26 protein-coding genes and 2 pseudogenes are annotated in these 21350 nt (G+C 61.8%); 17 read left to right on the top strand and 11 right to left on the bottom strand.

Going from position 1 to position 21350, the window contains the following annotated elements:
- The first annotated feature begins 111 nt into the window (after nt 1-111).
- Both ilvA and X742_RS151270 read left to right on the top strand, forming a co-directional pair.
- Entirely contained in the window at nt 112-1368 is a 1257-nt protein-coding gene (gene ilvA / locus X742_RS151265) for a threonine ammonia-lyase IlvA (protein ID WP_023773110.1), read from the top strand.
- Nucleotides 1365-1919 carry a DUF1697 domain-containing protein gene (locus X742_RS151270; protein WP_023773109.1) on the top strand — a complete coding sequence of 185 codons (555 nt, stop codon included), beginning with the start codon at nt 1365-1367 and terminating at the stop codon, nt 1917-1919. Before ilvA ends, X742_RS151270 begins: the two co-directional genes overlap by 4 nt.
- Before the next feature lie 47 nt (nt 1920-1966).
- Here X742_RS151270 and X742_RS151275 read toward each other — a convergent pair whose 3' ends face one another.
- Both X742_RS151275 and gloA read right to left on the bottom strand, forming a co-directional pair.
- Nucleotides 1967-2260 (bottom strand): DUF2218 domain-containing protein, encoded by a 294-nt coding sequence (locus X742_RS151275; protein ID WP_023773108.1) that lies wholly within the window; start codon nt 2258-2260, stop codon nt 1967-1969.
- A 133-nt stretch (nt 2261-2393) separates the two neighbouring features.
- Complete coding sequence (gene gloA, locus X742_RS151280; RefSeq protein ID WP_023773107.1) at nt 2394-2834, bottom strand: lactoylglutathione lyase; 441 nt, start codon at nt 2832-2834, stop codon at nt 2394-2396.
- A 216-nt stretch (nt 2835-3050) separates the two neighbouring features.
- Between gloA and X742_RS0137300 the strand changes: the two genes are divergently transcribed.
- From X742_RS0137300 to X742_RS151290, 3 genes are read left to right on the top strand one after another with little or no spacing between them, the layout of a single operon-like run.
- The gene (locus X742_RS0137300) at nt 3051-3644 is read left to right on the top strand and encodes a cold-shock protein (RefSeq protein WP_032922500.1); all 594 of its coding nucleotides are present in this window, start codon (nt 3051-3053) and stop codon (nt 3642-3644) included.
- Nucleotides 3645-3667: 23 nt separating this feature from the next.
- Complete coding sequence (locus X742_RS151285) at nt 3668-4228, top strand: DUF192 domain-containing protein (protein WP_023773106.1); 561 nt, start codon at nt 3668-3670, stop codon at nt 4226-4228.
- A 21-nt stretch (nt 4229-4249) separates the two neighbouring features.
- A complete protein-coding gene (locus X742_RS151290; protein WP_023773105.1) occupies nt 4250-5017 on the top strand; it encodes an alpha/beta hydrolase in 768 nt (255 codons plus the stop codon).
- Between the two features lie 48 nt (nt 5018-5065).
- Here the strand turns inward: X742_RS151290 and X742_RS151295 are convergent, their stop codons facing one another.
- Nucleotides 5066-5662, bottom strand: a complete 597-nt coding sequence (locus X742_RS151295) for a hypothetical protein (protein WP_023773104.1) — start codon at nt 5660-5662, stop codon at nt 5066-5068.
- Nucleotides 5663-5795: 133 nt separating this feature from the next.
- Here X742_RS151295 and cysE point away from each other — a divergent pair, with 133 nt between their 5' ends.
- A complete protein-coding gene (gene cysE, locus X742_RS151300; RefSeq protein WP_015318060.1) occupies nt 5796-6644 on the top strand; it encodes a serine O-acetyltransferase in 849 nt (282 codons plus the stop codon).
- A 139-nt stretch (nt 6645-6783) separates the two neighbouring features.
- On the top strand, nt 6784-6987 hold the full coding sequence (locus X742_RS151305; protein WP_006200852.1) for a DUF3126 family protein: 204 nt from the start codon (nt 6784-6786) through the stop codon (nt 6985-6987).
- 52 nt (nt 6988-7039) lie between these two features.
- Here X742_RS151305 and X742_RS151310 read toward each other — a convergent pair whose 3' ends face one another.
- Nucleotides 7040-7771: a hypothetical protein gene (locus X742_RS151310; protein ID WP_023773103.1), complete on the bottom strand. Its 732-nt coding sequence runs from the start codon at nt 7769-7771 to the stop codon at nt 7040-7042.
- 133 nt (nt 7772-7904) lie between these two features.
- On the opposite strand from X742_RS151310, the gene X742_RS151315 reads away from it, so the two are divergent.
- Complete coding sequence (locus X742_RS151315; protein WP_023773102.1) at nt 7905-8240, top strand: hypothetical protein; 336 nt, start codon at nt 7905-7907, stop codon at nt 8238-8240.
- Nucleotides 8241-8259: 19 nt separating this feature from the next.
- Nucleotides 8260-8787 (top strand): gamma carbonic anhydrase family protein, encoded by a 528-nt coding sequence (locus tag X742_RS151320; protein WP_023773101.1) that lies wholly within the window; start codon nt 8260-8262, stop codon nt 8785-8787.
- 198 nt (nt 8788-8985) lie between these two features.
- On the opposite strand, the pseudogene X742_RS1000000175815 reads toward X742_RS151320, so the two are convergent.
- The 5 genes and pseudogenes from X742_RS1000000175815 to X742_RS151335 all read right to left on the bottom strand — a co-directional run.
- Nucleotides 8986-9258: pseudogene (locus X742_RS1000000175815) on the bottom strand (ankyrin repeat domain-containing protein); the annotation flags it as partial.
- Nucleotides 9259-9468: 210 nt separating this feature from the next.
- Nucleotides 9469-10221 carry an NYN domain-containing protein gene (locus X742_RS0137295; protein ID WP_023783918.1) on the bottom strand — a complete coding sequence of 251 codons (753 nt, stop codon included), beginning with the start codon at nt 10219-10221 and terminating at the stop codon, nt 9469-9471.
- A 299-nt stretch (nt 10222-10520) separates the two neighbouring features.
- Nucleotides 10521-11129: a transglutaminase-like cysteine peptidase gene (locus tag X742_RS151325; RefSeq protein ID WP_023773100.1), complete on the bottom strand. Its 609-nt coding sequence runs from the start codon at nt 11127-11129 to the stop codon at nt 10521-10523.
- Between the two features lie 282 nt (nt 11130-11411).
- Complete coding sequence (locus X742_RS151330) at nt 11412-12029, bottom strand: PilZ domain-containing protein (protein ID WP_023773099.1); 618 nt, start codon at nt 12027-12029, stop codon at nt 11412-11414.
- 119 nt (nt 12030-12148) lie between these two features.
- Nucleotides 12149-12781 (bottom strand): PAS domain-containing protein, encoded by a 633-nt coding sequence (locus X742_RS151335; RefSeq protein ID WP_023773098.1) that lies wholly within the window; start codon nt 12779-12781, stop codon nt 12149-12151.
- A gap of 459 nt (nt 12782-13240) precedes the next feature.
- Here X742_RS151335 and X742_RS151340 point away from each other — a divergent pair, with 459 nt between their 5' ends.
- From X742_RS151340 to X742_RS151355, 5 genes and pseudogenes are all read left to right on the top strand, one after another.
- On the top strand, nt 13241-13996 hold the full coding sequence (locus X742_RS151340; protein WP_023773097.1) for a rhomboid family intramembrane serine protease: 756 nt from the start codon (nt 13241-13243) through the stop codon (nt 13994-13996).
- Nucleotides 13997-14082: 86 nt separating this feature from the next.
- Nucleotides 14083-14514 (top strand): CBS domain-containing protein, encoded by a 432-nt coding sequence (locus X742_RS151345; RefSeq protein WP_015318050.1) that lies wholly within the window; start codon nt 14083-14085, stop codon nt 14512-14514.
- A gap of 387 nt (nt 14515-14901) precedes the next feature.
- A pseudogene (gatB, locus tag X742_RS01000000170250) lies at nt 14902-16348 on the top strand (Asp-tRNA(Asn)/Glu-tRNA(Gln) amidotransferase subunit GatB).
- 4 nt (nt 16349-16352) lie between these two features.
- On the top strand, nt 16353-16847 hold the full coding sequence (locus tag X742_RS151350) for a GNAT family N-acetyltransferase (protein WP_023773095.1): 495 nt from the start codon (nt 16353-16355) through the stop codon (nt 16845-16847).
- Between the two features lie 150 nt (nt 16848-16997).
- The gene (locus X742_RS151355) at nt 16998-17696 is read left to right on the top strand and encodes an AIM24 family protein (RefSeq protein WP_023773094.1); all 699 of its coding nucleotides are present in this window, start codon (nt 16998-17000) and stop codon (nt 17694-17696) included.
- Nucleotides 17697-17830: 134 nt separating this feature from the next.
- Here X742_RS151355 and panC read toward each other — a convergent pair whose 3' ends face one another.
- Nucleotides 17831-18682, bottom strand: coding sequence for a pantoate--beta-alanine ligase (gene panC / locus X742_RS151360; RefSeq protein ID WP_023773093.1), 852 nt, complete (start codon nt 18680-18682; stop codon nt 17831-17833).
- The gene (gene panB / locus X742_RS151365) at nt 18679-19521 is read right to left on the bottom strand and encodes a 3-methyl-2-oxobutanoate hydroxymethyltransferase (RefSeq protein WP_023773092.1); all 843 of its coding nucleotides are present in this window, start codon (nt 19519-19521) and stop codon (nt 18679-18681) included. The genes panC and panB overlap by 4 nt, the downstream gene beginning before the upstream one ends.
- Nucleotides 19522-19748: 227 nt before the next feature.
- Between panB and X742_RS151370 the strand changes: the two genes are divergently transcribed.
- The 3 genes from X742_RS151370 to X742_RS151380 all read left to right on the top strand — a co-directional run bounded on the left by X742_RS151370 (nt 19749) and on the right by X742_RS151380 (nt 21342).
- The gene (locus X742_RS151370) at nt 19749-20147 is read left to right on the top strand and encodes an NADH:ubiquinone oxidoreductase subunit NDUFA12 (RefSeq protein WP_015318043.1); all 399 of its coding nucleotides are present in this window, start codon (nt 19749-19751) and stop codon (nt 20145-20147) included.
- A 139-nt stretch (nt 20148-20286) separates the two neighbouring features.
- The gene (locus X742_RS151375; RefSeq protein WP_023773091.1) at nt 20287-20895 is read left to right on the top strand and encodes a DUF2155 domain-containing protein; all 609 of its coding nucleotides are present in this window, start codon (nt 20287-20289) and stop codon (nt 20893-20895) included.
- A 63-nt stretch (nt 20896-20958) separates the two neighbouring features.
- The gene (locus tag X742_RS151380; RefSeq protein WP_023773090.1) at nt 20959-21342 is read left to right on the top strand and encodes a hypothetical protein; all 384 of its coding nucleotides are present in this window, start codon (nt 20959-20961) and stop codon (nt 21340-21342) included.
- Nucleotides 21343-21350: the final 8 nt, after the last annotated feature.

Genomic DNA, 21350 nt, shown 5'->3' with positions numbered 1-21350 from the left:
GGAAGCCGCCGTTGCGGTTACAGGCCTGACGGGGCAATGGTCTTGCCGGGCCGGATGTGTAATAGGGTTGTCGTCTAACTCGCCCGCGGGCGATCCCGGGATGATCTTGCCATGACCAGCTTTTCCTCGCGCGTCGCCGTCGCCGCCTCCGCGATCCGCCAGATCTTCCCGGAAACGCCGCTGCAGGAAAATGACTATCTGTCGAAAAAGACCGGCGCGCGCGTGCTGCTGAAGCGCGAGGATTTGAGCCCCGTGCGCTCCTACAAGATCCGTGGCGCCTTCAACTTCTTCCGCAAGGCGCTTGGCGAAGGCAACCAGGCCGAGCTGTTTGTGTGTGCGTCCGCCGGCAACCACGCGCAGGGCTTCGCCTTCGTCTGCCGCCATTTCGGCAAGAAAGGCGTGGTGTTCATGCCGGTGACGACGCCCCAGCAGAAGATCGACAAGACCAGGCTGTTTGGCGGCGATTTCGTCGAGATCAGGCTGGTCGGCGATTTCTTCGACGACTGCTACCGCGCCGCCTTCGAATTCACCGAAAGATCCGGTGCCCACGTGGTGCCGCCCTTCGATCACAAGGATATCATCGAGGGCCAGGCGACGGTCGCCTATGAGATCGTGGACCAGATGCCGGGCGGGCGCGTGCCCGACATCGTCATGCTGCCGGTGGGTGGCGGCGGGCTCGCAGCCGGGGTGACGCACTATTTCGCCGATCAGGGCCGCGAGGCGCGTTTCGTCTTCTGCGAGCCGGCTGGCGCGCCGAGCCTGCGCGAGAGCCTAGCTGCGGGAAAACGGCTGAAGCTCGCCAAGGTCGACAACTTCGTCGACGGCGCGGCGGTCGCCGAGATCGGCCGCGAACCTTTGCGATATCTCAAGGAGTTTGCCGCCGACAGCGTGCGGCTCATCCCGGAAAACCGGCTCTGCGCGACCATGATCGAGATGCTCAACATCGAAGGCGTGGTCCTGGAACCCGCCGGCGCGCTGGCGATCGACGCGCTGAAGGATTTTTCCAGGAAGGAGATCAGGGGCAAGACCATCGTCGCCGTGGTGTCCGGGGGCAATTTCGATTTCGAGCGGCTGCCGGACGTCAAGGAACGGGCGCTGCGCTTCGAGGGCCTGAAGAAATACTTCATCATCCGCTTTCCGCAGCGGCCGGGCGCGCTGCGTGACTTCCTCGACATGCTGGGTCCGGATGACGACATCGCCCGCTTCGAATATCTGAAGAAGTCGGCGCGCAATTTCGGCTCGGTGCTGATCGGTATCGAAACCAAGGATCGGCGCAATTTCGATCTCCTCGAGGCAAATTTCGAGGCCGGGGGCGTCCAGTATCAGGACATCACCGAAAACGAGACATTGGCCGGGTTCATCATATGAGCGGAAAGATCTTCATCGCCCTGTTTTCCGGCATCAATGTCGGCGGCAATCGCATCGTCAAGATGGCGGAGTTGCGGGCCTTCTTCGAGGATCTCGGCTTTTCCGATGTCGCCACCTATGTTCAGAGCGGCAATGTCGTGTTCCGGGCCGACAAGGGTGACGCGGCCGCGCTGACCAAACGGATCGAGGCAGCCTTCGAGACAAAATGGGGTTTCCATTCGCGCATCATGGTGCGCGATTTCGAATGGTTCGAAAGGCTCGTGCGCGAAAATCCGTATCCGGAAGCTGCCGCCGATCACACAAAGCTCCACGCCTATGCGCTGGAGCGTGAGCCGACCGCCGACGAGGTGGCGCGGTTGGCGGAAAAGTGCACCGGTCCCGAGCGTTTCGAGGTCAAGGGCGATGTGCTCTACCTCAGCGCGCCGGACGGGCTCGGCAAATCGGTGTTCGCCAACCTCATTCCGCGCACGTTGAAAGTGCCGGGCACGGCACGCAATTGGCGTTCGGTGCTGGCGCTGCTGGAGATGGCGGGCAAGTCCGGCAGCGATTGATCCATGCGTCTCGCCGGAAATGCGCGGCGGCGACACGCATGAACGAACTACGCCACCTCGGCGCGTTTCCAGTCGAAGGCCAGTTCTTCGCGGAACGCAAAGCGCTTGATGTGGTCGGCAACGACGCTTTCGAGGCGCTCGATCGAAGCGGGCTCGTTGGTCGATACCGTGATGTGCAGCGCTGCCCCGTCGGCGTCCATGACCGTACGGCCGAGTGAAAGGTCGATGATGCCGTGGTTGGGGTCGAACTCGACGGGAAACTTGTGCGCCCAATGCTTGCACAGCTGTTGCAGATAGCGGCTTGCATGGGCCGTGGCGACATTGGCATGGCTGGTCGGCATGAAGGGTTCTCCGAAGCTCAATCTGATGACGAGGCGGCGCCACTCTTCAGGGCAGGCGCCATAGCTGCATAGATAGGCACAACCTCACCAAACACCATCGAGTGGCCGCCGGCCACTCGAAAAGGGTGACCGATTACCAGCTTCCGGTATTCGCCATCGATGCCCACGGCTCTGCCTTGGCCTTGGCCGGGCCTTTCTGCAGAAGCTCGATGGAGATGCCGTCCGGCGACTTGATAAAAGCCATGTTGCCGTCGCGTGGCGGCCGGTTGATGGTGACGCCATTGTCCATCAGATGCTGGCAAGTAGCGTAGATATCGTCGACCTCATAGGCGAGGTGACCGAAATTGCGCCCGCCCTTGTAATCTTCCGGATCCCAATTGTAGGTGAGTTCGACCAGCGGCGCCTTCTCGTCGATGCCGCTCTGCTCGTCTTCCGAAGCCGCCAAGAAGATCAGCGTGAAGCGGCCCTGCTCGTTTTCATAGCGGCGAACTTCCTTCAGGCCGAGCTTGTTGCAGTAGAAATCGAGCGAGGCATCGACATCGGCGATGCGGACCATGGTGTGCAGATAGCGCATGTGTTTTCCTCGATCTGTTGAGTTGCGGCGCAACATAGGGTCGGCCCGGTCAAAGGGCAATCGTGAGGCGCAAGCGGTGCCGGCAAAGAACAAATCCGGTATTCCCGCAATGAACCGTGAAAAAAGGCACGTCAGCTCTTGCACACACCGGAAGCCGCGGTGTTAATCTGGTATCAAGAATCAGTTGCGGTGTTCTTGAATAAAGGGGGCATTCTTATGGGGGAAAAGGCCTCTTTGACGGGGCGGGCCAATACCCTTGGCGACGCTTTGACGCGCGACGAAGGCAGCGATGCCGACCTGGCCGAGATTGCCGGCGCCATCAAGTGGTTCGATGTGGCCAAGGGCTATGGCTTCATCCTCCCCGATGACGGTGTTTCAGGCGATATCCTCCTCCATGTGACTTGCCTTCGACGGGACGGCTTCCAGACTGCCCTTGAAGGCGCGCGCGTGGTCTGCCTGGTCAAGCAAGGTGAGCGCGGGCTGCAGGCTTTCCGTGTGCTTTCCATGGATCTCACCACCGCCGTCCATCCCGCTGAAATGCAGGAACAGCGCACCCACGTCTCCGTGACGCCGGAGAGCGGGCTCGAACGGGCTTTGGTCAAATGGTTTAACCGCACGAAGGGGTTTGGCTTCCTGACGCGCGGCGAGGGCACCGAGGACATTTTTGTCCACATGGAGACCTTGCGCCGCTACGGCATCACCGAGCTTCGGCCGGGGCAAGTCGTGCTTGTCCGTTTCGGCCGCGGTGACAAAGGCCTTATGGCCGCCGAAATTCACCCCGATATGGGCACCTTGCCGGTCTCGCACTAGGGCGATCCGGCCGAGGATTTCATATGACACACAGGAACGGGCTGACGGCGGGCGTGATGTGCGCCGTGGCTGCCGTCATGGTCGCCGCTGCCGCGTTTTTCTATTTCCAGGTACCCAGCGCGGCCGATGGCCGGGCGATGATCCTTCCCGTCGATCCCGCGCCGCTGGTTGTGGCGACGAAAAACGGAGATCGCTCGTTTTCCATTGAAGTCGCCGACACCGACGCGGAGCGGGAGGCCGGACTGATGTATCGCCAGGATATGGCGGACGACCATGGCATGCTGTTCGTCTTTCCGATCCAGCAACAGGTCGGCTTCTGGATGAAGAACACGCCGCTGCCGCTTGACCTGATCTTTATTGGTCAGGACGGCAAGATTCGTGCGGTGAAGCAGGGCGTACCGCAGTCCGAGGCCGTCATTTCACCCGGCGTGCCCGTGCGTTTCGTACTTGAACTCAAGGCCGGCATGGCCGCCAGGAACGGCATCGAATATGGCAATCTGTTGAGCCATCCGGCCATCGGCACGGTCGTCGGTCCGAGCGCGCCGCCGGCGGACAACGGTGATGCGCCAAATGGCGGCGGCTGAGTGCCAATGGTGGTGTAGCCGATGCAGTTTTTCTCTCATGACGGGTTCGATCTAGCCTTCCTCGACCGCCAGCCGGCATCGGGCGAGGGTGATCCCGTACTCATGATCCACGGCTTCGCCTCGAGCCACTACGTCAACTGGGTGTCGCCCGGCTGGTTCAAGACGCTCAACGATGCCGGCTACCGCGCCATCGCCTTCGACAATCGCGGCCATGGCTCGTCATCCAAGAGCTATGAGGAGGCCGATTATACACCGGCGAAAATGGCTTCGGACGCGGCAGCCCTGCTCGGTCATCTCGGCATCGAGCGCGCCCATGTCATGGGTTATTCGATGGGCGCGCGCATCGCGGCGTTCCTGGCGCTTTCCGACCCGGACAAGGTGGCGACGCTGGTCTTTGGTGGCCTCGGCATCGGCATGATCGATGGGGTAGGCGATTGGGATCCAATCGCTGCCGCCCTTCTGGCCGAGGATCCGGCCGCGACCACCCATCCGCGCGGTCGCTCTTTTCGTGCCTTCGCCGACCAGACCCGCAGTGACCGCCGGGCGCTTGCCGCCTGCATCGTCACCTCACGGGAACTGCTTGACGAGCAGGATATTGCCCGCATCGCCCAGCCGACGCTGATCGCCGTCGGTACCACCGACGACATCGGCGGATCGCCGGACGAGCTTGCGGCGCTGATGCCGAACGCCAAGGCCTTCCACATCGAGGGCAGGGACCATATGCTGGCCGTCGGGGACAAGACCTTCAAGCAGCGCGTGCTGGAGTTCTACGCCGAAAATCCGCTCTGAGGCTCCGGCGTTCGGGGACGAAGCGTCTCGGGTGGCGAAATCGATACATCAGGTCAAGGCCTGCAGCGATCGCGCCATGTTCAGCCTTGCCTGCGGCTCGAAGCGCTGCCGGAACTCCTGCGTGTGAAAAATATGCGGGCGGGCAAGGAAGCTTTTCAGCACCGCGCCGCGGCCGGCACGCCACATCGGCTCTTCCACCCAGCCATATTCGCGGCGAACCGCGCGTTCATAAGCGTCGAATGCATCCGGTGCGGCACCCAGGATCGAAAGATCCATGTCGAGGAACAAGCTGGCGTCGCGCGTCGCCGCAACGTCGTCGAACAGCGGCAACTGGTGCGTGGCGGTGGCGAGGATCATTGCGCTGACGCGGCTCAGGCGACCGGCATCGATGCGGCCGGCGAGCTTTTGCTCGGCAAGGGCGGCACTTTGCGCTTCATTGTCCTTGGCCCTGCTGTCGTAAACGGCGTCGTGGAACCAGATCGCCGCTTCGACGGCTTCGCGGTCGTCTAGAAGCGTTCGATAATCGCGGGCCAGTGCCAGCATCGCCTCGATATGGGCGAGGTTGTGATAGTGGCGATCGCCGCCCTTGTAGAGGACCGAAAGCTCGGTTTTCAGGTCATCGTCGATCAAGGGTTCGTTTTCCATGGCTGCTTGAATTCCCGCGAACCAAATCCATTTGACACAGCACTAAGGAAAATTGAGTTCAATCATGCTATGAACTGGCTTATATGTGCGGCCAGATGGCCGGCAGACTAGCAGGACGCAGGACGAGACGTCGATGAACAGCATCAGCATTTCCCGCCAAAGCGCGTTGCAGCCGGTCGATCCGATCTGGCGTTCGATCCGCGACGAAGCGATGGAAGCGGTCAACCGCGACCCCTTGTTGGCTGCGTTCCTCTATTCCACGATCCTCAACCAGGAGAGTCTGGAAGAGGCTGTCATCCATAGGATCGCGGAGCGGCTTGCCCATCAGGATATCGGCTCCGATCTCATTCGCCAGACCTTCAAGTCGATGCTCGCCGACGACAAGGACTGGCCGACCACGGTGCGCGTCGACATCCAGGCCTATTATGACCGCGACCCGGCTTGCGACCGGTTCATCATGCCGGTGCTCTATTTCAAGGGCTTTCATGCCATCCAGACCCACCGGCTTGCGCATTGGCTGTGGAACCACGGCCGCAAGGATTTCGCGCTCTACCTGCAGAGCCGTTCGTCCGCGGTCTTCCAGACCGACATCAATCCGGCCGCGCGCATTGGCAAGGGCATCTTCATCGATCACGCCACCGGCCTCGTCGTCGGCGAGACGGCGGTTATCGAGGACGACGTGTCGATCCTGCATGGCGTGACGCTGGGCGGCACCGGCAAGGCCGGCGGCGACCGCCATCCCAAGATCCGCCACGGCGTGCTGATTGGCGCCGGCGCCAAGATTCTCGGTAACATCGAGATCGGCCATTGCTCCAAGATTGCCGCCGGATCGGTAGTGCTGTCGCCTGTGCCGCATAACAAGACGGTAGCCGGCGTGCCGGCCCGCGTGGTTGGCGAGACCGGCTGCGACCAGCCATCGCGCCAGATGGACCAGCTTCTGCCGTCGCAGAAGATGGACCATGTTATCAGTTTCGATATCTGATTTGCCGGCACTTGCCCCGTAGGACTGCCCGGCAGCGCTGCCGCTTCCGGTGCAATAAGGCCGGCTTGCCTTTACATCGCCATTGTCGACGTGCCAGAAGCGCCGTTCAAACGAGCAAGCCGATGATCGGAGAAGACTGTTGAAGCCGGACGAAATCAGAAAGCTGGACGCCTATTTCAAGCGCGTCTTCCAGAACCCCAAGCTTGAGGTCAAGGCACGGCCGCGTAAGGAAGATTCGGCCGAGGTCTATGTCGGTGACGAATTCCTCGGCATCGTCTTCAAGGACGAGGACGACGGCGACTACAATTTCTCGATGGCGATCCTGGACATCGACCTGGCCTGAGCCCGCAATTCCACGGCAGGCCGCATCGAGCGCGGCCGGCCTCTTCAGCCTGTCAATGACCGGTTTTGAGGATCCGCCCCGCCTTGGCCATGATTGCCGCGTCGAGCGTCTGCCAGTCGCCAAGGAATTCCCTTGGGAAGCGATAGGTAAGGCTGAGATCATCCCCGACATGGATGTCCCGCTCGCAGGGCGCCAGCGATTCGCCGGCGCTCGGCCCGCTGAGGCAGCGGGCCACGAAAGGGTCGTTGCCCGCGCGATTGCCGACGACCAGCACTTCATTCAGGTACCCTGATTTCTCATTGAACCCGTAGACCGTCGTGCCGCCGGGGCCTGGAATGCCGGGCTGGACGATGAGCGCGCTGTAGATCGGCCCGAACCGGCCGCTCATGTCACGCGACATCATCTGCTGCTCGAAGGACAGGAAAATGATGTTCCTGTCGGTTCCGGCGTGGTTGAAATCATCACGCGACGCCTCGCTGTAGCCGTCCATCTGGGGATAGCGCATATAAAGGTCGAGGCGCGTGGCGACGCTGTCGCGCCGGGCCTGCTCGAACCGGATGAAATTGGCCGGCACGGTGATGACGTTGTTGCCGATCGCCACTTCGCGCACGGTCGCGTCGTCGGTGTAGCCGGCCATGGCAATGGAACGGCCGAACCATTTGCCGCCGAAGCTGATGGCTATCGACAACACGGCCAGAGCCGCGAAGGCGTAGAACACCCGCTTCATCAGCATGGAATCGACCACGGTCAGTTTCGGGCCGTCGGCGATCGCTGCCTGCTTCATCTCGGTCCTCGTTCCGCCGCCAATCGGCCATCGCCGCGGTCGAAGTGTCCCTTGACGGCACACTTCGCACGGCACGGCCCTTGCAGACTTCCCTGAAACGACTGTGCGATTTCATGGTAAATGGAGGGTTAACGTGGCCCAGATGGAACTCTTGCTGTTCGCTTTTGTCGTCGGACTGACGGTTTGCGGTCTGGCGGGCTCGACAATGGAGCTGGTATCGGGTCGCAAGGTCGCCTTCACCGAACCCTATGTGTCGCCCGCCCATGTGTTGCGCTCGCTGGCTGTCACCGCGGGCGCCGGGCCGTTCATGCTGGTCAACGATGCGCTTGACGCCAGGCGGGCGAACCGCATCTCGGTAGTGGCGCTCCTGTCATGCGGCTGCACCGCTATTGCCTGGTCGCTGGCGCTGGGCATCGTCGTGCTTGCCATTGCTTCCTGGGCCACCGGTCTCCTAGGGTTTCCGGCCTGAGGCGAATCGGAGACCGAAAATGCCGCTTTATGCGATCGATGGAACGGAGCCGAGCTTCGCCGACGCGGACTCGAACTGGATCGCGCCCGATGCGACGCTGATCGGCGACATCAGGATCGGCCGCAATGCCGGCTTCTGGTTCGGCGTCGTCATCAGGGGGGACAACGAGCCCATCGTCATCGGCGCCGAAACCAATGTGCAGGAGCATACCGTCATGCACACCGATCCCGGCTTTCCGCTGACCGTCGGAGAGGGCTGTACGATCGGCCATCGCGCGATGCTGCATGGCTGCACGATTGGTGACAACAGCCTGATCGGCATGGGCGCCATCGTGCTCAACGGCGCCAGGATCGGCAAGAATTCACTTGTCGGTGCCGGCGCTCTGGTCACCGAAGGCAAGGAATTTCCGGACAATTCGCTGATCGTCGGTTCGCCGGCCAAGGCGATCAGGGTGCTGAACGACGTGGCGGTCGAGCGGCTGCGGGCCTCGGCCGCGCACTATGTCGCCAATGGCAAGCGGTTCAAGGCGGGGCTGAAGAAGGTTTGAGGTCTCGGCCCGGGCATGCCGTCGGCCACCGGCGGCCATCAATCCCGGTTGGCGGGTGCGCGCTCCGCAAGAGCTGCCCGCAGCAGCGACGCGCCCACCTCGAACCCTGCAATGTCTGCTTCTTCCCAGCGCTGTCGTGTAGTGGTCGATGCGAGTCCTCAAAGAGGGATCCGCGCCGGCGGCTAAAAGCAGGCGGATCGCCTCGGCGTCTCGCATGGCCACGGCTTGGTGGAGCGGCGTCCAGTCGTTGACACCTCGCATGTCCGCACCGGCGCCGTGATCGATGAGGATGCGGATAATGTCGAGTTTGTCCGCGCGCTCGGTGGACAGCGCCGCGATGATCGATGGAAATCCGGCATGATCGTCGTAGTTTGGGCTCGACCCGGCGTCGAGCAGCGCCGCGACGAAGGCAAGCGGGCTCCAGTAGATCGCGTATTCGAGCGGATGGCCAAGGCCGAGCTCAAACGGCATGCGCTCGTCGAACCAGCGGGGCGAACCGCTCAGGGCGGTGCCGAGGGCCTCGAAGTCGCCAGCCTTGAAGGCATCGTCGATCGCCTTGAACAGACGATCGCGCTCGCATCGATCTTCCGGAATTTCCAGCATGGCAATGACCCAACTCGTGCGGGATTGCAGACGATACGCCGCTGCGAATCCACACGTGCAGAGGCGTTCCGGTCTAACTCACCCCGATTTGTTTTTCCCTTTTTTTGTGGGGGCGGTGTTGATGCGTATTCGCATGGCTCCGCCGCTGGCCTTGTCGATTTCGAAAGCAGCCGTCTCCCGCACCAGATCGCTCAGCTTCCCGAAACCGTAGGTACGGGGATCGAAATCCGAGAAGAGGTTTAAGAGCTGCTTTCCAAAGTTACTCAGGGACACCCAGCCATCCTCGCTGTCCATCTGACCGATAACTTTCCTCAGGATCGGCGTTGCGGCGTTCGGCGACTGGAGCGGCTTCGTGGCCGGTGCGGCATCCTGAACGCTAATTGCGCCACGCAGGAGATTTTCAGTGTAGATGAAACGGCGACATGCCTGCCGAAAGCTTTCTGGGGTTTTCCGCTCGCCGAAGCCGAACACATCGACGCCCTGTTCGCGGATGCGGGCAGCAAGCCTCGTGAAGTCGCTGTCGGACGAAACCAGACAGAAGCCGTCAAAGCGACTGCTATGGAGAAGATCCATGGCGTCGATCACCAGAGTGATATCTGACGCATTCTTACCGACAGTATAGGCAAACTGTTGCTGCGGTATGATGGCGTGTTTGGACAGGATGTCGGCCCACCCTTTCGACCGGGCGCTTGAGAAGTCGCCGTAAATTCGACGAACGCTGGCCTCGCCTATCTTGGCGATCTCCTCGAACAGACCGTCGGCAATCTTGGCGGAAGCGTTGTCGGCGTCGATCAGAACGGCAAGACGTGGTGATCGGGGTTCGGTCGGCATGCGACACCTTTGGTGACTAGCGCGCTTTCGACGTTCGCCAGCTTGGCCAGCGTATCTCGTGCGGAGAACGTCGGAACCATATCCGCCGACGAACCGACAGTCGAGGATCCTGCGGCATTCTGAAAGCAAGCGGAGTACGGAAGCCGGCTCATGTGCCGGCGCAATCGGCCAAAAATGGTGGAGCCGGCCCGGGGACGGGGCCGGCTCCTTTGACCCGGTCGTTGGGGACGGGGAGGGTGGGACTCGACCGGGTTTCTCGGTAAGCGCGTCGTGCAACGCGCCTGACCTCATTGGCGTCCTCAGCGGACGCTGGCGACCGCGTCGGAACGGCCGTCGTTGATCGTCATCCAAACGCCGGAATTCTCCGTCGATTGACGCTTGAGATAGGTATAGTCGGTGTCCGTCCAGGACAGCACCTTGGTTTCAAGATTGTCGAGGATGAACTCGCCGAGGCTGGTGCGCACGGTCAGTACCGCGTGACCGTCACCATTCGGCTGCCGCGCAACCGTCATCAAGAGGTCGCCGGCCGGCACGCCCGCATCCATCAACTCGCGGCGCTTTTCCAGCGCGTAGTCCTCGCAATCGCCATAGCCATTGTCCGGGTAGGCCCAGTATTCCTCGGCACCGTAGTTTTCCATGTCGGTGCGCGGCTTGATGCGGGTGTTGACCGAATTGTTGATGCTGACGATCGTCGCCCAGAGCTTGCGGCTCAGGTCGACCGGCGTCCCCTTGGGGGTCTTCTCGTTGCATTCGCCGGGGATGCGTTGGCAGAATTCATAGTGGCCAACAGGCTGCGTCGTGCGTCCGCCGGTATGCATATAGGCCGGTCCCGCGGCATATGCTGATCCCCAGGCGGAAAGCTGCATCGCCATTGCCATCAGCAACAGCTTGCCCCTCGTTTTTTTCATTGTTCAGTCTCCCCGTTCGAAGGAGACAGTGCCACATGTGGATTTATTCGACGCAAAGGCCCGAAGTAGATTTTAAGTAAAACGCCAATAGAATAAACATAAAATTTGAATCATTTTAGTATTGAATTGGTTGGATTGCTGCACCCGGTTTTCGGCAAATTCGGCCTCGCGCGGACCATTTCCGACTATGGCGACCTGCTATCCAGACATATCGACCGCCGCCCCCGAAATCAAAAAAGCCGGCCGCGAGGGCCGGCTTGACTTGCATGCTTTGCTGTCTAATCAGGAGCGCGGCGTGTTGAATTCGGAATCGAGCGTTTCGGGGCGCTGGATGACGGCGAATTCGATGGCGACGCCATCTTCGAAATGCCGCACGATCTGTCCGCGCATCGTGCCGAGCATGACCTGGACGCCGATCGCCGGTTTCACGTCGATCTCGATCGCTGCGCCCGACAGCGACAGATCGATGATCCGGCACTGATACTGACGACCGTCGGTGAGCTGCAGCACGCTGGTCGGGTTGCGGGGCGAGACACGCTCGTGGCGGCGGTCTTCCGGGAGGTCGAGTTCGTGCTTGTTGGCAAGCCACGTCAACTGCGCGGCGAGCTTGTCCTTCTTGCGGTCGGACGCAATCACCGTCATTGCGAAGCCATCCGGCAGCGTGCGTGTCAGCACACCCTCGATGCGGCCGATATGGTCGATATAGGCGATGACTTTCTCGCCGGGCATGCCGATGCGGTCGGTGCGAAGCGCCACGTTGCCGGGCGACATGTCCACGACCTGGCATGGGTGCTCGGTGCGGTCCTCCAGCATGAATCGTCCGTAGATCTTGACCCGGACGCGCTGAAAGTTACGCCTTTCAGCTTGGGACGGCGCGTAGTCGACCGCCGCTGACCTCATGACTGCCTACACCCTGTTTGGCATTCCCGCGCGTGGATGCGAGGAACTTCAGCAGAGAACTACAACAAATCGGGTTAACAAAGGGGAAAAACGGGCCTGCAAGACCATGCGATCGTCAACTATTCCTCCCGCCCGCCGTCGAAGACGACGAGATGGCGGATGCGGCGGGCGCGGCCGAGCGCAGAGATCGTTTCGGGCGCCTCGATCTCGTCGGGAACGAGCGAGGGAACGTTGATCGCGGGACGGCCGCTCAGCAATTCCTTCTCCGGGTCGATAACGCGGATGGAATCGATCAAGGCATCGGTGATCGGATCCGCGCCCAGCCAGAACGGCTTCTCCACGGCGCTGATCACGCCGAGGCAGCGTGGATTTTCGATGCCGCCGTCAAGCGGCAAGGCGAGCAATTCGAACTTGTTGGAGCGGCCGTTGCGGCTGAAGCCCTCGAAAGTGATCAGCACGACCGATTTCTGCTCGAAAACCCCGTGAATGAGCCGCGAAACCAGCCTCTGATCCTTCTCCCGCCACAGCGAGGGGAAGGAGAACCCCTTGAGTTCGCGGCCGTAGGAGGCGCAGAGCCTGGTGCCGGCTAGGCGAAATACAGGTTGCCCACGCGTGTCCTTTTCGAGGATGAACGTATCGGCCAGCAGCGACTTGATATCGGCCGGCTCGACTTCCGATCGCTTCGGAGCGGGGCGTCCGTCACGCAGGCGGTTCCAATAGTGGAACAGCGTGATCGATCCGTTTTGGTTCATACTACTAAGCTCCGCGCATTCTGTCGTCTGATGTCCCATCGGTGAACAGAAGGGCGCCCTCCGATGACCTACATGCGTTGGGGAGCAGGAAGCGTGCCAGCGTCGTTAACACTTGTTCACGGGTCGGGGCCGTTAAGGTTAACAACTGGTTTACGTTGCGCCGTGGGCCGCCGCGTGGCACACCAAAACCACTCCAGAAGCGGTCGTTTCGCGACGATCGGCAGCACTTCAGTCAAGAGTTTTAGGGGAGCAGGGGCTCGACCGGCCGTTCAGGGGAAACCTTGGACGGCTTCTTTTTCGATTCGCCCCTTTGATTCGGAGCGGGACGATTCGCCGTTTGCGGTTCCATCGGCGGTGATCTAGATGCTCGCCAGACCGAACCAGCCCAGACCGAACCAGCCCCGACCGAACCAGCCCAGTCGACCAGCCCAGTCGAACCAGCATCGAGTGCGATTGCAGATGAGCGAACCGCAAAATCCGTCCGAGTCCGAACCGGCCGAGACCATGCCGCCACCAGTGCGTGAGCCGGTGTTCAATCTGCCGCCGATCGTGCTGGCGGTGATCGGCATCTGTGCGGTCGTCTACCTGCTGCAGCAATATGCGCTGAACGACGCCCAGCAGATGACGCTGCTCTATGACGGAGCTTTCATTCCGGTCCTCTATACCGGCCGGTACGGGTTCGACTGGTTTCTTTTCACGCGGCCTTTCACCTATGCCTTCATGCATGGCGGCTTTGCCCATATCGCCATCAACATGGTCTGGCTTGCCGCCTTCGGCTCGCCGCTGGCCAATCGTCTCGGCGCGCTTCGGTTCGCGTTGTTCTTTGCCGCCACCGGATTGGCGTCGGTGGCGCTCTTCTGGGCGATGCATCCGTACGGAGAAGCGCCGCTGGTCGGCGCATCGGGCGCCATATCGGGCATGATGGGGGCTGCGGCGCGCTTTGGTTTCCGCACCGACCGCTCGGCCGGCAAGGCTGCTTTCGCCGGCCCGGTGCTGCCGGTCAAGGTCGTGCTGCGCTCGCGCGGCGTCGTCATCTTCCTGGCCATGTGGATGGTCATCAATCTGGCCACCGGCCTTCTCGGCTTCGCGCCGGGCGTGGACGGCCAAGTCGCCTGGGAGGCCCATATTGGCGGCTTTGTCGCGGGCTTCTTCGGCCTGCGCTGGTTCGACAGGGTATGGCAAGCGCCCGAATGGGAGACCTCCGACCGGGCTTGAAATGCAACCGATCACGGCGCACCATGTTCACTCTTATGTGAAGCCGGTCAGGGCAGGAACCGGTTGGCAAAGTAGAGGAGGACGCCATGACGGTTAAGGCCATTCTCGAGCAAAAAGGCCATGACGTGTTGACGCTCGGGCCGAACGAAAAACTGAGCGAAGCCATCCGCATCCTTGCCGAGCACAGGATCGGCGCGTTGGTCATCACCAATGGCGATCGCAAGATCGTCGGCATCCTTTCGGAGCGTGACATCGTGCGCGTGGTTGCCCGGGAGGGCGGTGCCGCGCTCGATATAGCAGTGCGTTCGGCGATGACGCCAAAGGTGAAGATCTGCAACGAGAACCACACCGTCAACGAGGTGATGGAGATCATGACCAGGGGCCGTTTCCGCCATCTCCCGGTGGAAAAGGACGGTCTGCTCGATGGGATCGTATCCATCGGCGACGTGGTCAAGCGCCGCATCGAGGACGTCGAGCGCGAAGCCGAGGAAATCCGGGCCTACATCGCCACCGCCTGAGCGGTGAAGGGAACCGCCGGCCGGAGACCGACCGGCAACGCCAGGACAACCTCTTGTCGAGTTCGGAGCGGACGAATTCGAGTCCGCGCCGGTGATGTGGTGGGGCCCATTTGACGGAGGCAATCCGTCTCTTGTCGTTCTTTTCGATTTCAATGCGTCCGACCTGCCGGAGCAGGTGCAGGATGCGCTGTTCCCAACAGCGCGCGTCCGGGACTGAGCGGAAGTGGACATCCACTCTCCATCGGGATTGGCGTCCTGTAGGCGAAAATGGCTGGGAAGATCAGACTGAGGCTTTGCGCTTGTCTCGCAAGACAGTTTGCACTAGCGAAGTTCCAAACCAAAATATGCGTTACATGCATATTCCGAAGTTCAAATTTGTAGGCCGTCATGTCCCTTATCGACACTCGTACCCCTGACGCAAAACGTCTGATCTCCGGCGCCACCGGCGACTGGGAGATCATCATCGGCCTCGAGGTGCACGCACAGGTCATCTCGGAAGCAAAGCTGTTCTCCGGCGCTTCGACCGCTTTCGGTGCCGCGCCCAATGCCAATGTCAGCCTTGTCGATGCGGCAATGCCAGGCATGCTCCCCGTCATCAACGAGGAATGCGTCAAGCAGGCGATCCGCACCGGCCTGGGGCTTAAGGCACAGATCAACCACAAGTCGGTCTTCGACCGGAAAAATTATTTCTATCCGGACCTGCCGCAGGGCTACCAGATCTCGCAGTTCAAACAGCCGATCGTCGGCGAGGGCACGGTGATCGTCTCGGTCGGCCCCGACCGCCAGGGCGAGTTCGAGGACATCGAGGTTGGCATCGAGCGCCTGCATCTGGAGCAGGATGCCGGCAAGTCGATCCACGACCAGCACCCGACCATGTCCTATGTCGACCTCAATCGCTCCGGCGTGGCGCTGATGGAGATCGTGTCGAAACCCGACATGCGCTCCGGTGATGAGGCCAAGGCCTATGTGACCAAGCTGCGGACCATCATGCGCTATCTCGGCACCTGCGACGGCAACATGGACGAAGGCTCGTTGCGCGCCGACGTCAATGTCTCGGTACGCCGGCCAGGTGGCGAATTCGGCACGCGGTGCGAAATCAAGAACATGAACTCGATCCGCTTCATCGGCCAGGCCATCGACTACGAGGCGCGCCGGCAGATCGCCATCATCGAGGATGGCGGCAAGATCGACCAGGAAACGCGGCTGTTCGACGCCGTCAAGGGCGAGACGCGCTCGATGCGCTCCAAGGAAGAGGCGCACGACTATCGCTACTTCCCTGATCCCGATCTTCTGCCGCTGGAATTCGACCAAGCCTACGTCGATACGCTGGCCAAGGAATTGCCGNTACGACGCCGCGATCCTGGTGTCGGAAAAGCCGATCGCCGATTATTTCGAGAAGGTGGCGGCCGGTCGCGACGGCAAGCTCGCCGCCAACTGGGTCATCAACGATCTGCTGGGCGCTCTCAACAAGGCCGGCAAGGACATTGAATCCGCTCCGGTTTCGCCCGACGAGCTCGGCGCCGTCATCGACCTGATCAAGGAAGGCACCATCTCCGGCAAGATCGCCAAGGACCTGTTCGATATCGTCTGGAACGAGGGTGGGGATCCGCGCCAGCTGGTCGAAAGCCGTGGCATGAAGCAGGTCACCGACACCGGAGCCATCGAGAAGGCGGTCGACGAGGTGATCGCGGCCAATCCCGACAAGGTCGAGCAGGCTCGCGCCAAGCCCACCATGGCCGGCTGGTTCGTCGGCCAGGTGATGAAGGCGACTGGCGGCAAGGCCAATCCGCAGGCCGTCAACGACCTCGTCAAGGCCAAGCTGGGCATCGAGTAAAAGCATGTTCGTTCGCACCGCCGGGGATCGCGACCTCGCAGCCGTCCGGGCGTTGCTGGTCGAGACCTGGCATGCGACGTATGACGACATCCATGGCGCTGAGCGGGTCACCGAAATCACCAATGAATGGCACTCCATCGCCTCATTGATGGCCAGGCTGGTAAAGCCGAGCAGCGAGTTCCTCGTTGCCGATGACGGCAAGCGCATTGGGGGCATGGCGTTTGCCGAAGCCGTCGATGGCGGCGGCGTGGTTATGCTCAGGCAGCTCTATGTGCTTCCCTCGCTGCAGGGCCGCGGTATCGGCGGCATGCTTCTCGACGAGATCATCGAGAGTTTTCCGGAAGCTCACCGCATTCGGCTCGAAGTGGAAGAGAAGAACGCCCGCGCCGTTGCCTTTTATCAGGCCAACGGCTTCGTCCAGGCCGGCCGCACCGAGAATTGCGGCTCCGCCGGCTCTGCCATCCCGGCGCTGATCTATGAACGGGTACTTGCAGCCTGAGCACGGTGGCGGCGTGATCACCTTCGCGCGAGCGCGCGTCGCGAGGTCTGTTTTCGTTTGACGGCCCTGGTGTCCGGCACCAAGCTACCTGGGCCGAACCGCGCGAAGCCCGAGTAAACCGACACACGCGGGATGGCTTTGGGGGAAACCATGCCAAGTCTGCCGGAACTGATGCCGACCGAGGTGTCGGATGAAACCTTTGGTGGCGTCACCTATCACATAGCGGGCGAACTGGTGCCCGTGCTTTCCGTCGACGTGACGCGGATGCCTGTCTATTTTGAGCACCACATCCTGCTGTGGAAGAATTCCACAATCACCATCGGTCTGAAATCGCTGAAGGGCGCGCTGAAGCGCATGATGGCCGGCATGCAGATCTTCGTCACCGAGGCGTCGGGGGCGGGCATCATCGCCTTCAGCCGTGATGGGCCGGGTCACATCGTGCCGATTCACCTGCGACGAGGCGAGGAGATCCAGGTCCGCGAGCACCAGTTTCTGGCCGCCACCGGCAATATCGACTACACGTTCGAACGCGTACGCGGCCTGGCGACGATGCTGTTCGGCCAGAGCGGCTTCTTCATCGACCGGTTTCGCGGCGATACCGGTGACGGCATCGTCTGGCTGCACGGCTATGGCAACGTTTTTGAAAAGACGCTCGCTCCGGGCGAGATCATAGACATCGAGCCCGGCGGCTGGCTGTTCAAGGATGCTTCGGTCAGGATGGAGACCAAGATCGATCGGCTGTCGAGCGGCTTCTTCGGTGCCAACTTGAATTTCATCGTCAACCGCTTCACCGGGCCGGGCAGGGTCGGCATCCAGTCGATGTACCTGCATATGCCGACCGAGGAATAGGCTGGGGGTCAGGGGCCAGACGGATGAAGCCTGGGCAAGCGCGAACGCGGCGGTGACTTATCAGCGGTTCGGTTTGCCCGTGCCTTGGTGTTGGCAGGGCGAGCCTTCGACTTGATCGAGAGTACGAACGCCGATCAGGCGGCGGGAACTTCCACATTGTCGATCAGCCTGGTTTTTCCCAACCAGGCGGCGGCGAGAACGCGGCCCGCACGGTCGCGCCGCCATGGCGTGAGTGTCAGGCATTCGCGAGCCTCGACATAATCCACCGTCTGGAAGCCGGTCGCGACCAAAACTCGGCTTGCTTCGGCGATCGTTTCCTGCTGCCCTGCGCCCGCCGCCAGCGCAGCTGCTGCCTTGCGCAGAATGACGTTGAATTGGCGAGCGATCTGGAGTTCGGTTTCATCGAGATAGGCGTTGCGTGACGACATGGCGAGGCCATGCGCGTCGCGTATGGTCGGCGCGCCGATGATCTCGACGGGCAGGTCGAGGTCGCGGCAAAGCTGCCTGACGACGCAAAGCTGCTGGTAATCCTTTTCGCCAAAGATGGCGAAGTCGGGTGCGGCCTGCAGGAGAAGCTTGGCCACCACAGTGGCGACGCCGTCGAAAAAGGTGGGGCGAAAGTCCGTTTCGAGCCCGGCCGACGGGCCGCCGACCGAGATCTTCGTGGCAAAGCCTGCGCGATACATCTCGCTGACACCGGGCGTGAAGGCAAGGTCGGCTTTGACTACCGCCAGCATGTCGAGGTCGCGGGCCAACTGGCGCGGGTACTTGTCGAGATCCTCGGTCGGTGCGAACTGCGTCGGGTTGACGAAGATCGACACCACGCAACGATCAGCCCTTTCGAGGGCGATCTTGACCAGCGAAAGATGCCCGTCATGCAAGGCGCCCATGGTCGGCACCATGGCGATGCGTTGTCCGTCGCGCCGCCAGTCGCGGATTCGCGCGCGAAGCGCGGCAACGCTGTCAACGACGTGGGGCCGGTTCACGCGTCATCCCCGCCGTTGGTTTTTGAAAAGACGTGGGAGGGCCTGGGGAAAACGCGATCCCGCACCTCCGATGCATAGCGCTCCGCGGCATGCGTGATCACGCTGCGCAGATCGGCGTATTGCTTGACGAATTTCGGCACGCGGTCGACCGTCAGCCCGACCATGTCGTCGATGACCAGTATCTGGCCGTCGCAATCCCCGCTGGCGCCGATGCCGATGGTTGGAATGGCTATGCGGCGGGTGATGTCGGCGGCGACCGTCTCGATCGTGCCTTCGATGACCACCGAGAACGCGCCGGCCTTCTCGACCGCGAGCGCGTCGGCGATCAGGGCGGCTACAGTCTCGTCCGTGCGGCCCTTGATCTTGTAGCCGCCATCCTTTTCCACCGATTGCGGCTGCAGGCCGATATGGCCCATGACCGGAATATCGGCAGCCACGATCGCGGCAATCTGACGAGCCATGTCGACGCCGCCTTCGAGCTTCACCGCCTGGCAGCCGGTCTCGCCGACTATGCGCCGTGCCGAGGCCACGGCTTGCATGGCAGACTCCTCATAGCTGCCGGCCGGCATGTCGACGACCACGCAGGGCCGGGCTGAGCCCCTCATCACGGCTTGGCCGTGCGCGATCATCATCTCCAGCGAGGCGCCTAGCGTCGTCTCGTGGCCATGCAAGACCATGGCGACGCTGTCGCCGACCAGGAGCAGGTCGACGTGGGGATCGAGCAGGCGGGCGATCGGGTAGGTGTAGGCGGTGAGGCAGACGATCGGCGTGCCGCCCTTGCGGCGGCGAATCAGGTCGGCGCCGATGCGAATGTCGGTGGTCGGCAATTGCGTGGCCAATCGTCGCCTCCTTCAGCCCGGGCGGCACAGGATTTTCGCATGGGCGCGCAGAGCTTTAGAAAGAGCGGCAAGCCTTGGCAAGCGCGCATCCGGTCACCCTCGGAGTCACAGGCTGGTGTCGGGTCCCTGGCGCGCCATTTGCGCGCTCCCCGCGGCAAAACCCTTGCCTTCCCGAAGGCCTGACGCCATAAGCAGGAAACGGGCGCCGCCAGCGCGAGGGTTCTGAGATGAAGACTTTCCTGACGCAGTTTTTTACCTGGTGGAACAGCCAGACGCTGGGAACGCGCCTGCACACATGGCGCTACGGCAAGAGGGTTGGGCAGGACGAGGCCGGCAATGTCTATTACGAAGGCGGTATCGATTCGGAAGGCCGCACGCGTCGCTGGGTCATCTACCGCAACTATTCGGAAGCTTCGGCCATTCCGCCGGGCTGGCACGGCTGGATTCACCATCGTGTCGATATCGCTCCCCCCAGCGATGACTACCGGCCGCGCGACTGGCAAAAGCCGCATTTACCCAATCTGACCGGCACGCCATCGGCCTATCGTCCGAAAGGCTCGGTGCTGACCAATCAACACCGCCCGCAGGTCACCGGCGACTACGACGCCTGGACGCCGGGCTCGTAACGGCGCGGGTTACAAAGGTAAGGTGCAGGCCGGTCCTTTATCGCCACAATTGGTGTGTAGCTGCTTGCTGATCAGAAAACGGCGACTAGCCTTGGCGATTGACGGAATCACCTGGGCGCGAACCACCGGTACCTCCTGCATGAGCTTTTTCAACCCGATATCGACGGGCGCCCTGACGTTGGCCGCCAGCCTCGCCGTCAGCACCCTCGCCTTTGCGGCTTCACCCGCACCCGCACCCGCACCCGCCGCCCCGGCGCCGGCGGCGCCCGCGGGATCGGATCGCATCACCAACCCGGTCGCCGAGTTCGCCGGCATCGACAAGATCACCGGCCGCATCATCACCTTCGATGTTTATATCGACGAGACGGTGCAGTTCGGCGCCCTGCAGGTAACGCCGCGCGTCTGCTATTCCCGGCCGCAGAACGAACAGCCGAAGACCGATTCTTTCGTCGAGGTCGACGAGATCACGCTCGACCGCAAGATCCGCCGTATCTTCACCGGTTGGATGTTTGCCGAAAGTCCGGGGCTCAACGCGGTCGAACATGCCGTCTATGACGTCTGGCTGAAGGAATGCAAGCAGAAGTCGGATGTGCCGGCGCCCGATGCTGGCAAGAGCGGCGCGACCAAGGCCGATGGGGCGAAAGCCGACGCGTCGAAGCCAGCCGCGACCAAGCCAAATCCCCCGGTCGCTCCGGACGCGGCACAGCCCGACGACGCCGTGGAACCGGATACGACGGACACCAATTGATCTCTGGGAACCGCCATGGCTGGCGCGCGTTGGACCATCACCACGCGCGTTGAGGATAAGCCTATGTCGGACAGCAAGCGGATCATGGCCAACAAGGCCGAGTTGCTGGAGCTCGAAAAGGGGTTCTGGACGGGCGACACTGCCTACTACGCTGCAAATGTCGACACCGAATGCCTTGTGGCATTTCCGCAGATGGCACAGGCCATGGACAATGCCGATCTGGCCAAGACCGCAGCCAAACCCAACCGCTGGCGCGACCTCAACATCGAACTCAAGGGAATAATCGAACCCGGCAGCGATATCGTCATGCTGACCTATGAAGCGCATGCGACGCGCGAAAATGGCGAGCCCTATGCGGCGCTGGTCAGCACCGGCTACGTCCATCGCGTCAACGGCTGGAAGATGATGTTCCATGCGCAGACGCCGATCGAGGCGTCACCCAAGTAGGGCCTGAT

The organism is Mesorhizobium sp. LNHC229A00, from assembly GCF_000502415.1.
Lineage (GTDB): Bacteria > Pseudomonadota > Alphaproteobacteria > Rhizobiales > Rhizobiaceae > Mesorhizobium.
This window is presented reverse-complemented; position numbering and strand designations above follow the sequence as displayed.

Coding starts and splice junctions, on each gene's coding strand:
- X742_RS151330 (WP_023773099.1), bottom strand. CDS start 12,029: ATGAGGTCAGCGGCGGTCGACTACGCGCCGTCCCAAGCTGAAAGGCGT.
- X742_RS0137295 (WP_023783918.1), bottom strand. CDS start 10,221: ATGCCGACCGAACCCCGATCACCACGTCTTGCCGTTCTGATCGACGCC.
- X742_RS151375 (WP_023773091.1), top strand. CDS start 20,287: ATGAGCTTTTTCAACCCGATATCGACGGGCGCCCTGACGTTGGCCGCC.
- X742_RS151355 (WP_023773094.1), top strand. CDS start 16,998: ATGCCAAGTCTGCCGGAACTGATGCCGACCGAGGTGTCGGATGAAACC.
- X742_RS151310 (WP_023773103.1), bottom strand. CDS start 7,771: ATGAAGCAGGCAGCGATCGCCGACGGCCCGAAACTGACCGTGGTCGAT.
- X742_RS151340 (WP_023773097.1), top strand. CDS start 13,241: ATGAGCGAACCGCAAAATCCGTCCGAGTCCGAACCGGCCGAGACCATG.
- X742_RS151345 (WP_015318050.1), top strand. CDS start 14,083: ATGACGGTTAAGGCCATTCTCGAGCAAAAAGGCCATGACGTGTTGACG.
- X742_RS151350 (WP_023773095.1), top strand. CDS start 16,353: ATGTTCGTTCGCACCGCCGGGGATCGCGACCTCGCAGCCGTCCGGGCG.
- X742_RS151335 (WP_023773098.1), bottom strand. CDS start 12,781: ATGAACCAAAACGGATCGATCACGCTGTTCCACTATTGGAACCGCCTG.
- X742_RS151290 (WP_023773105.1), top strand. CDS start 4,250: ATGCAGTTTTTCTCTCATGACGGGTTCGATCTAGCCTTCCTCGACCGC.
- X742_RS151285 (WP_023773106.1), top strand. CDS start 3,668: ATGACACACAGGAACGGGCTGACGGCGGGCGTGATGTGCGCCGTGGCT.
- X742_RS151380 (WP_023773090.1), top strand. CDS start 20,959: ATGTCGGACAGCAAGCGGATCATGGCCAACAAGGCCGAGTTGCTGGAG.
- ilvA (WP_023773110.1), top strand. CDS start 112: ATGACCAGCTTTTCCTCGCGCGTCGCCGTCGCCGCCTCCGCGATCCGC.
- X742_RS151295 (WP_023773104.1), bottom strand. CDS start 5,662: ATGGAAAACGAACCCTTGATCGACGATGACCTGAAAACCGAGCTTTCG.
- X742_RS151320 (WP_023773101.1), top strand. CDS start 8,260: ATGCCGCTTTATGCGATCGATGGAACGGAGCCGAGCTTCGCCGACGCG.
- gloA (WP_023773107.1), bottom strand. CDS start 2,834: ATGCGCTATCTGCACACCATGGTCCGCATCGCCGATGTCGATGCCTCG.
- X742_RS151325 (WP_023773100.1), bottom strand. CDS start 11,129: ATGAAAAAAACGAGGGGCAAGCTGTTGCTGATGGCAATGGCGATGCAG.
- X742_RS0137300 (WP_032922500.1), top strand. CDS start 3,051: ATGGGGGAAAAGGCCTCTTTGACGGGGCGGGCCAATACCCTTGGCGAC.
- X742_RS151275 (WP_023773108.1), bottom strand. CDS start 2,260: ATGCCGACCAGCCATGCCAATGTCGCCACGGCCCATGCAAGCCGCTAT.
- X742_RS151370 (WP_015318043.1), top strand. CDS start 19,749: ATGAAGACTTTCCTGACGCAGTTTTTTACCTGGTGGAACAGCCAGACG.
- X742_RS151270 (WP_023773109.1), top strand. CDS start 1,365: ATGAGCGGAAAGATCTTCATCGCCCTGTTTTCCGGCATCAATGTCGGC.
- cysE (WP_015318060.1), top strand. CDS start 5,796: ATGAACAGCATCAGCATTTCCCGCCAAAGCGCGTTGCAGCCGGTCGAT.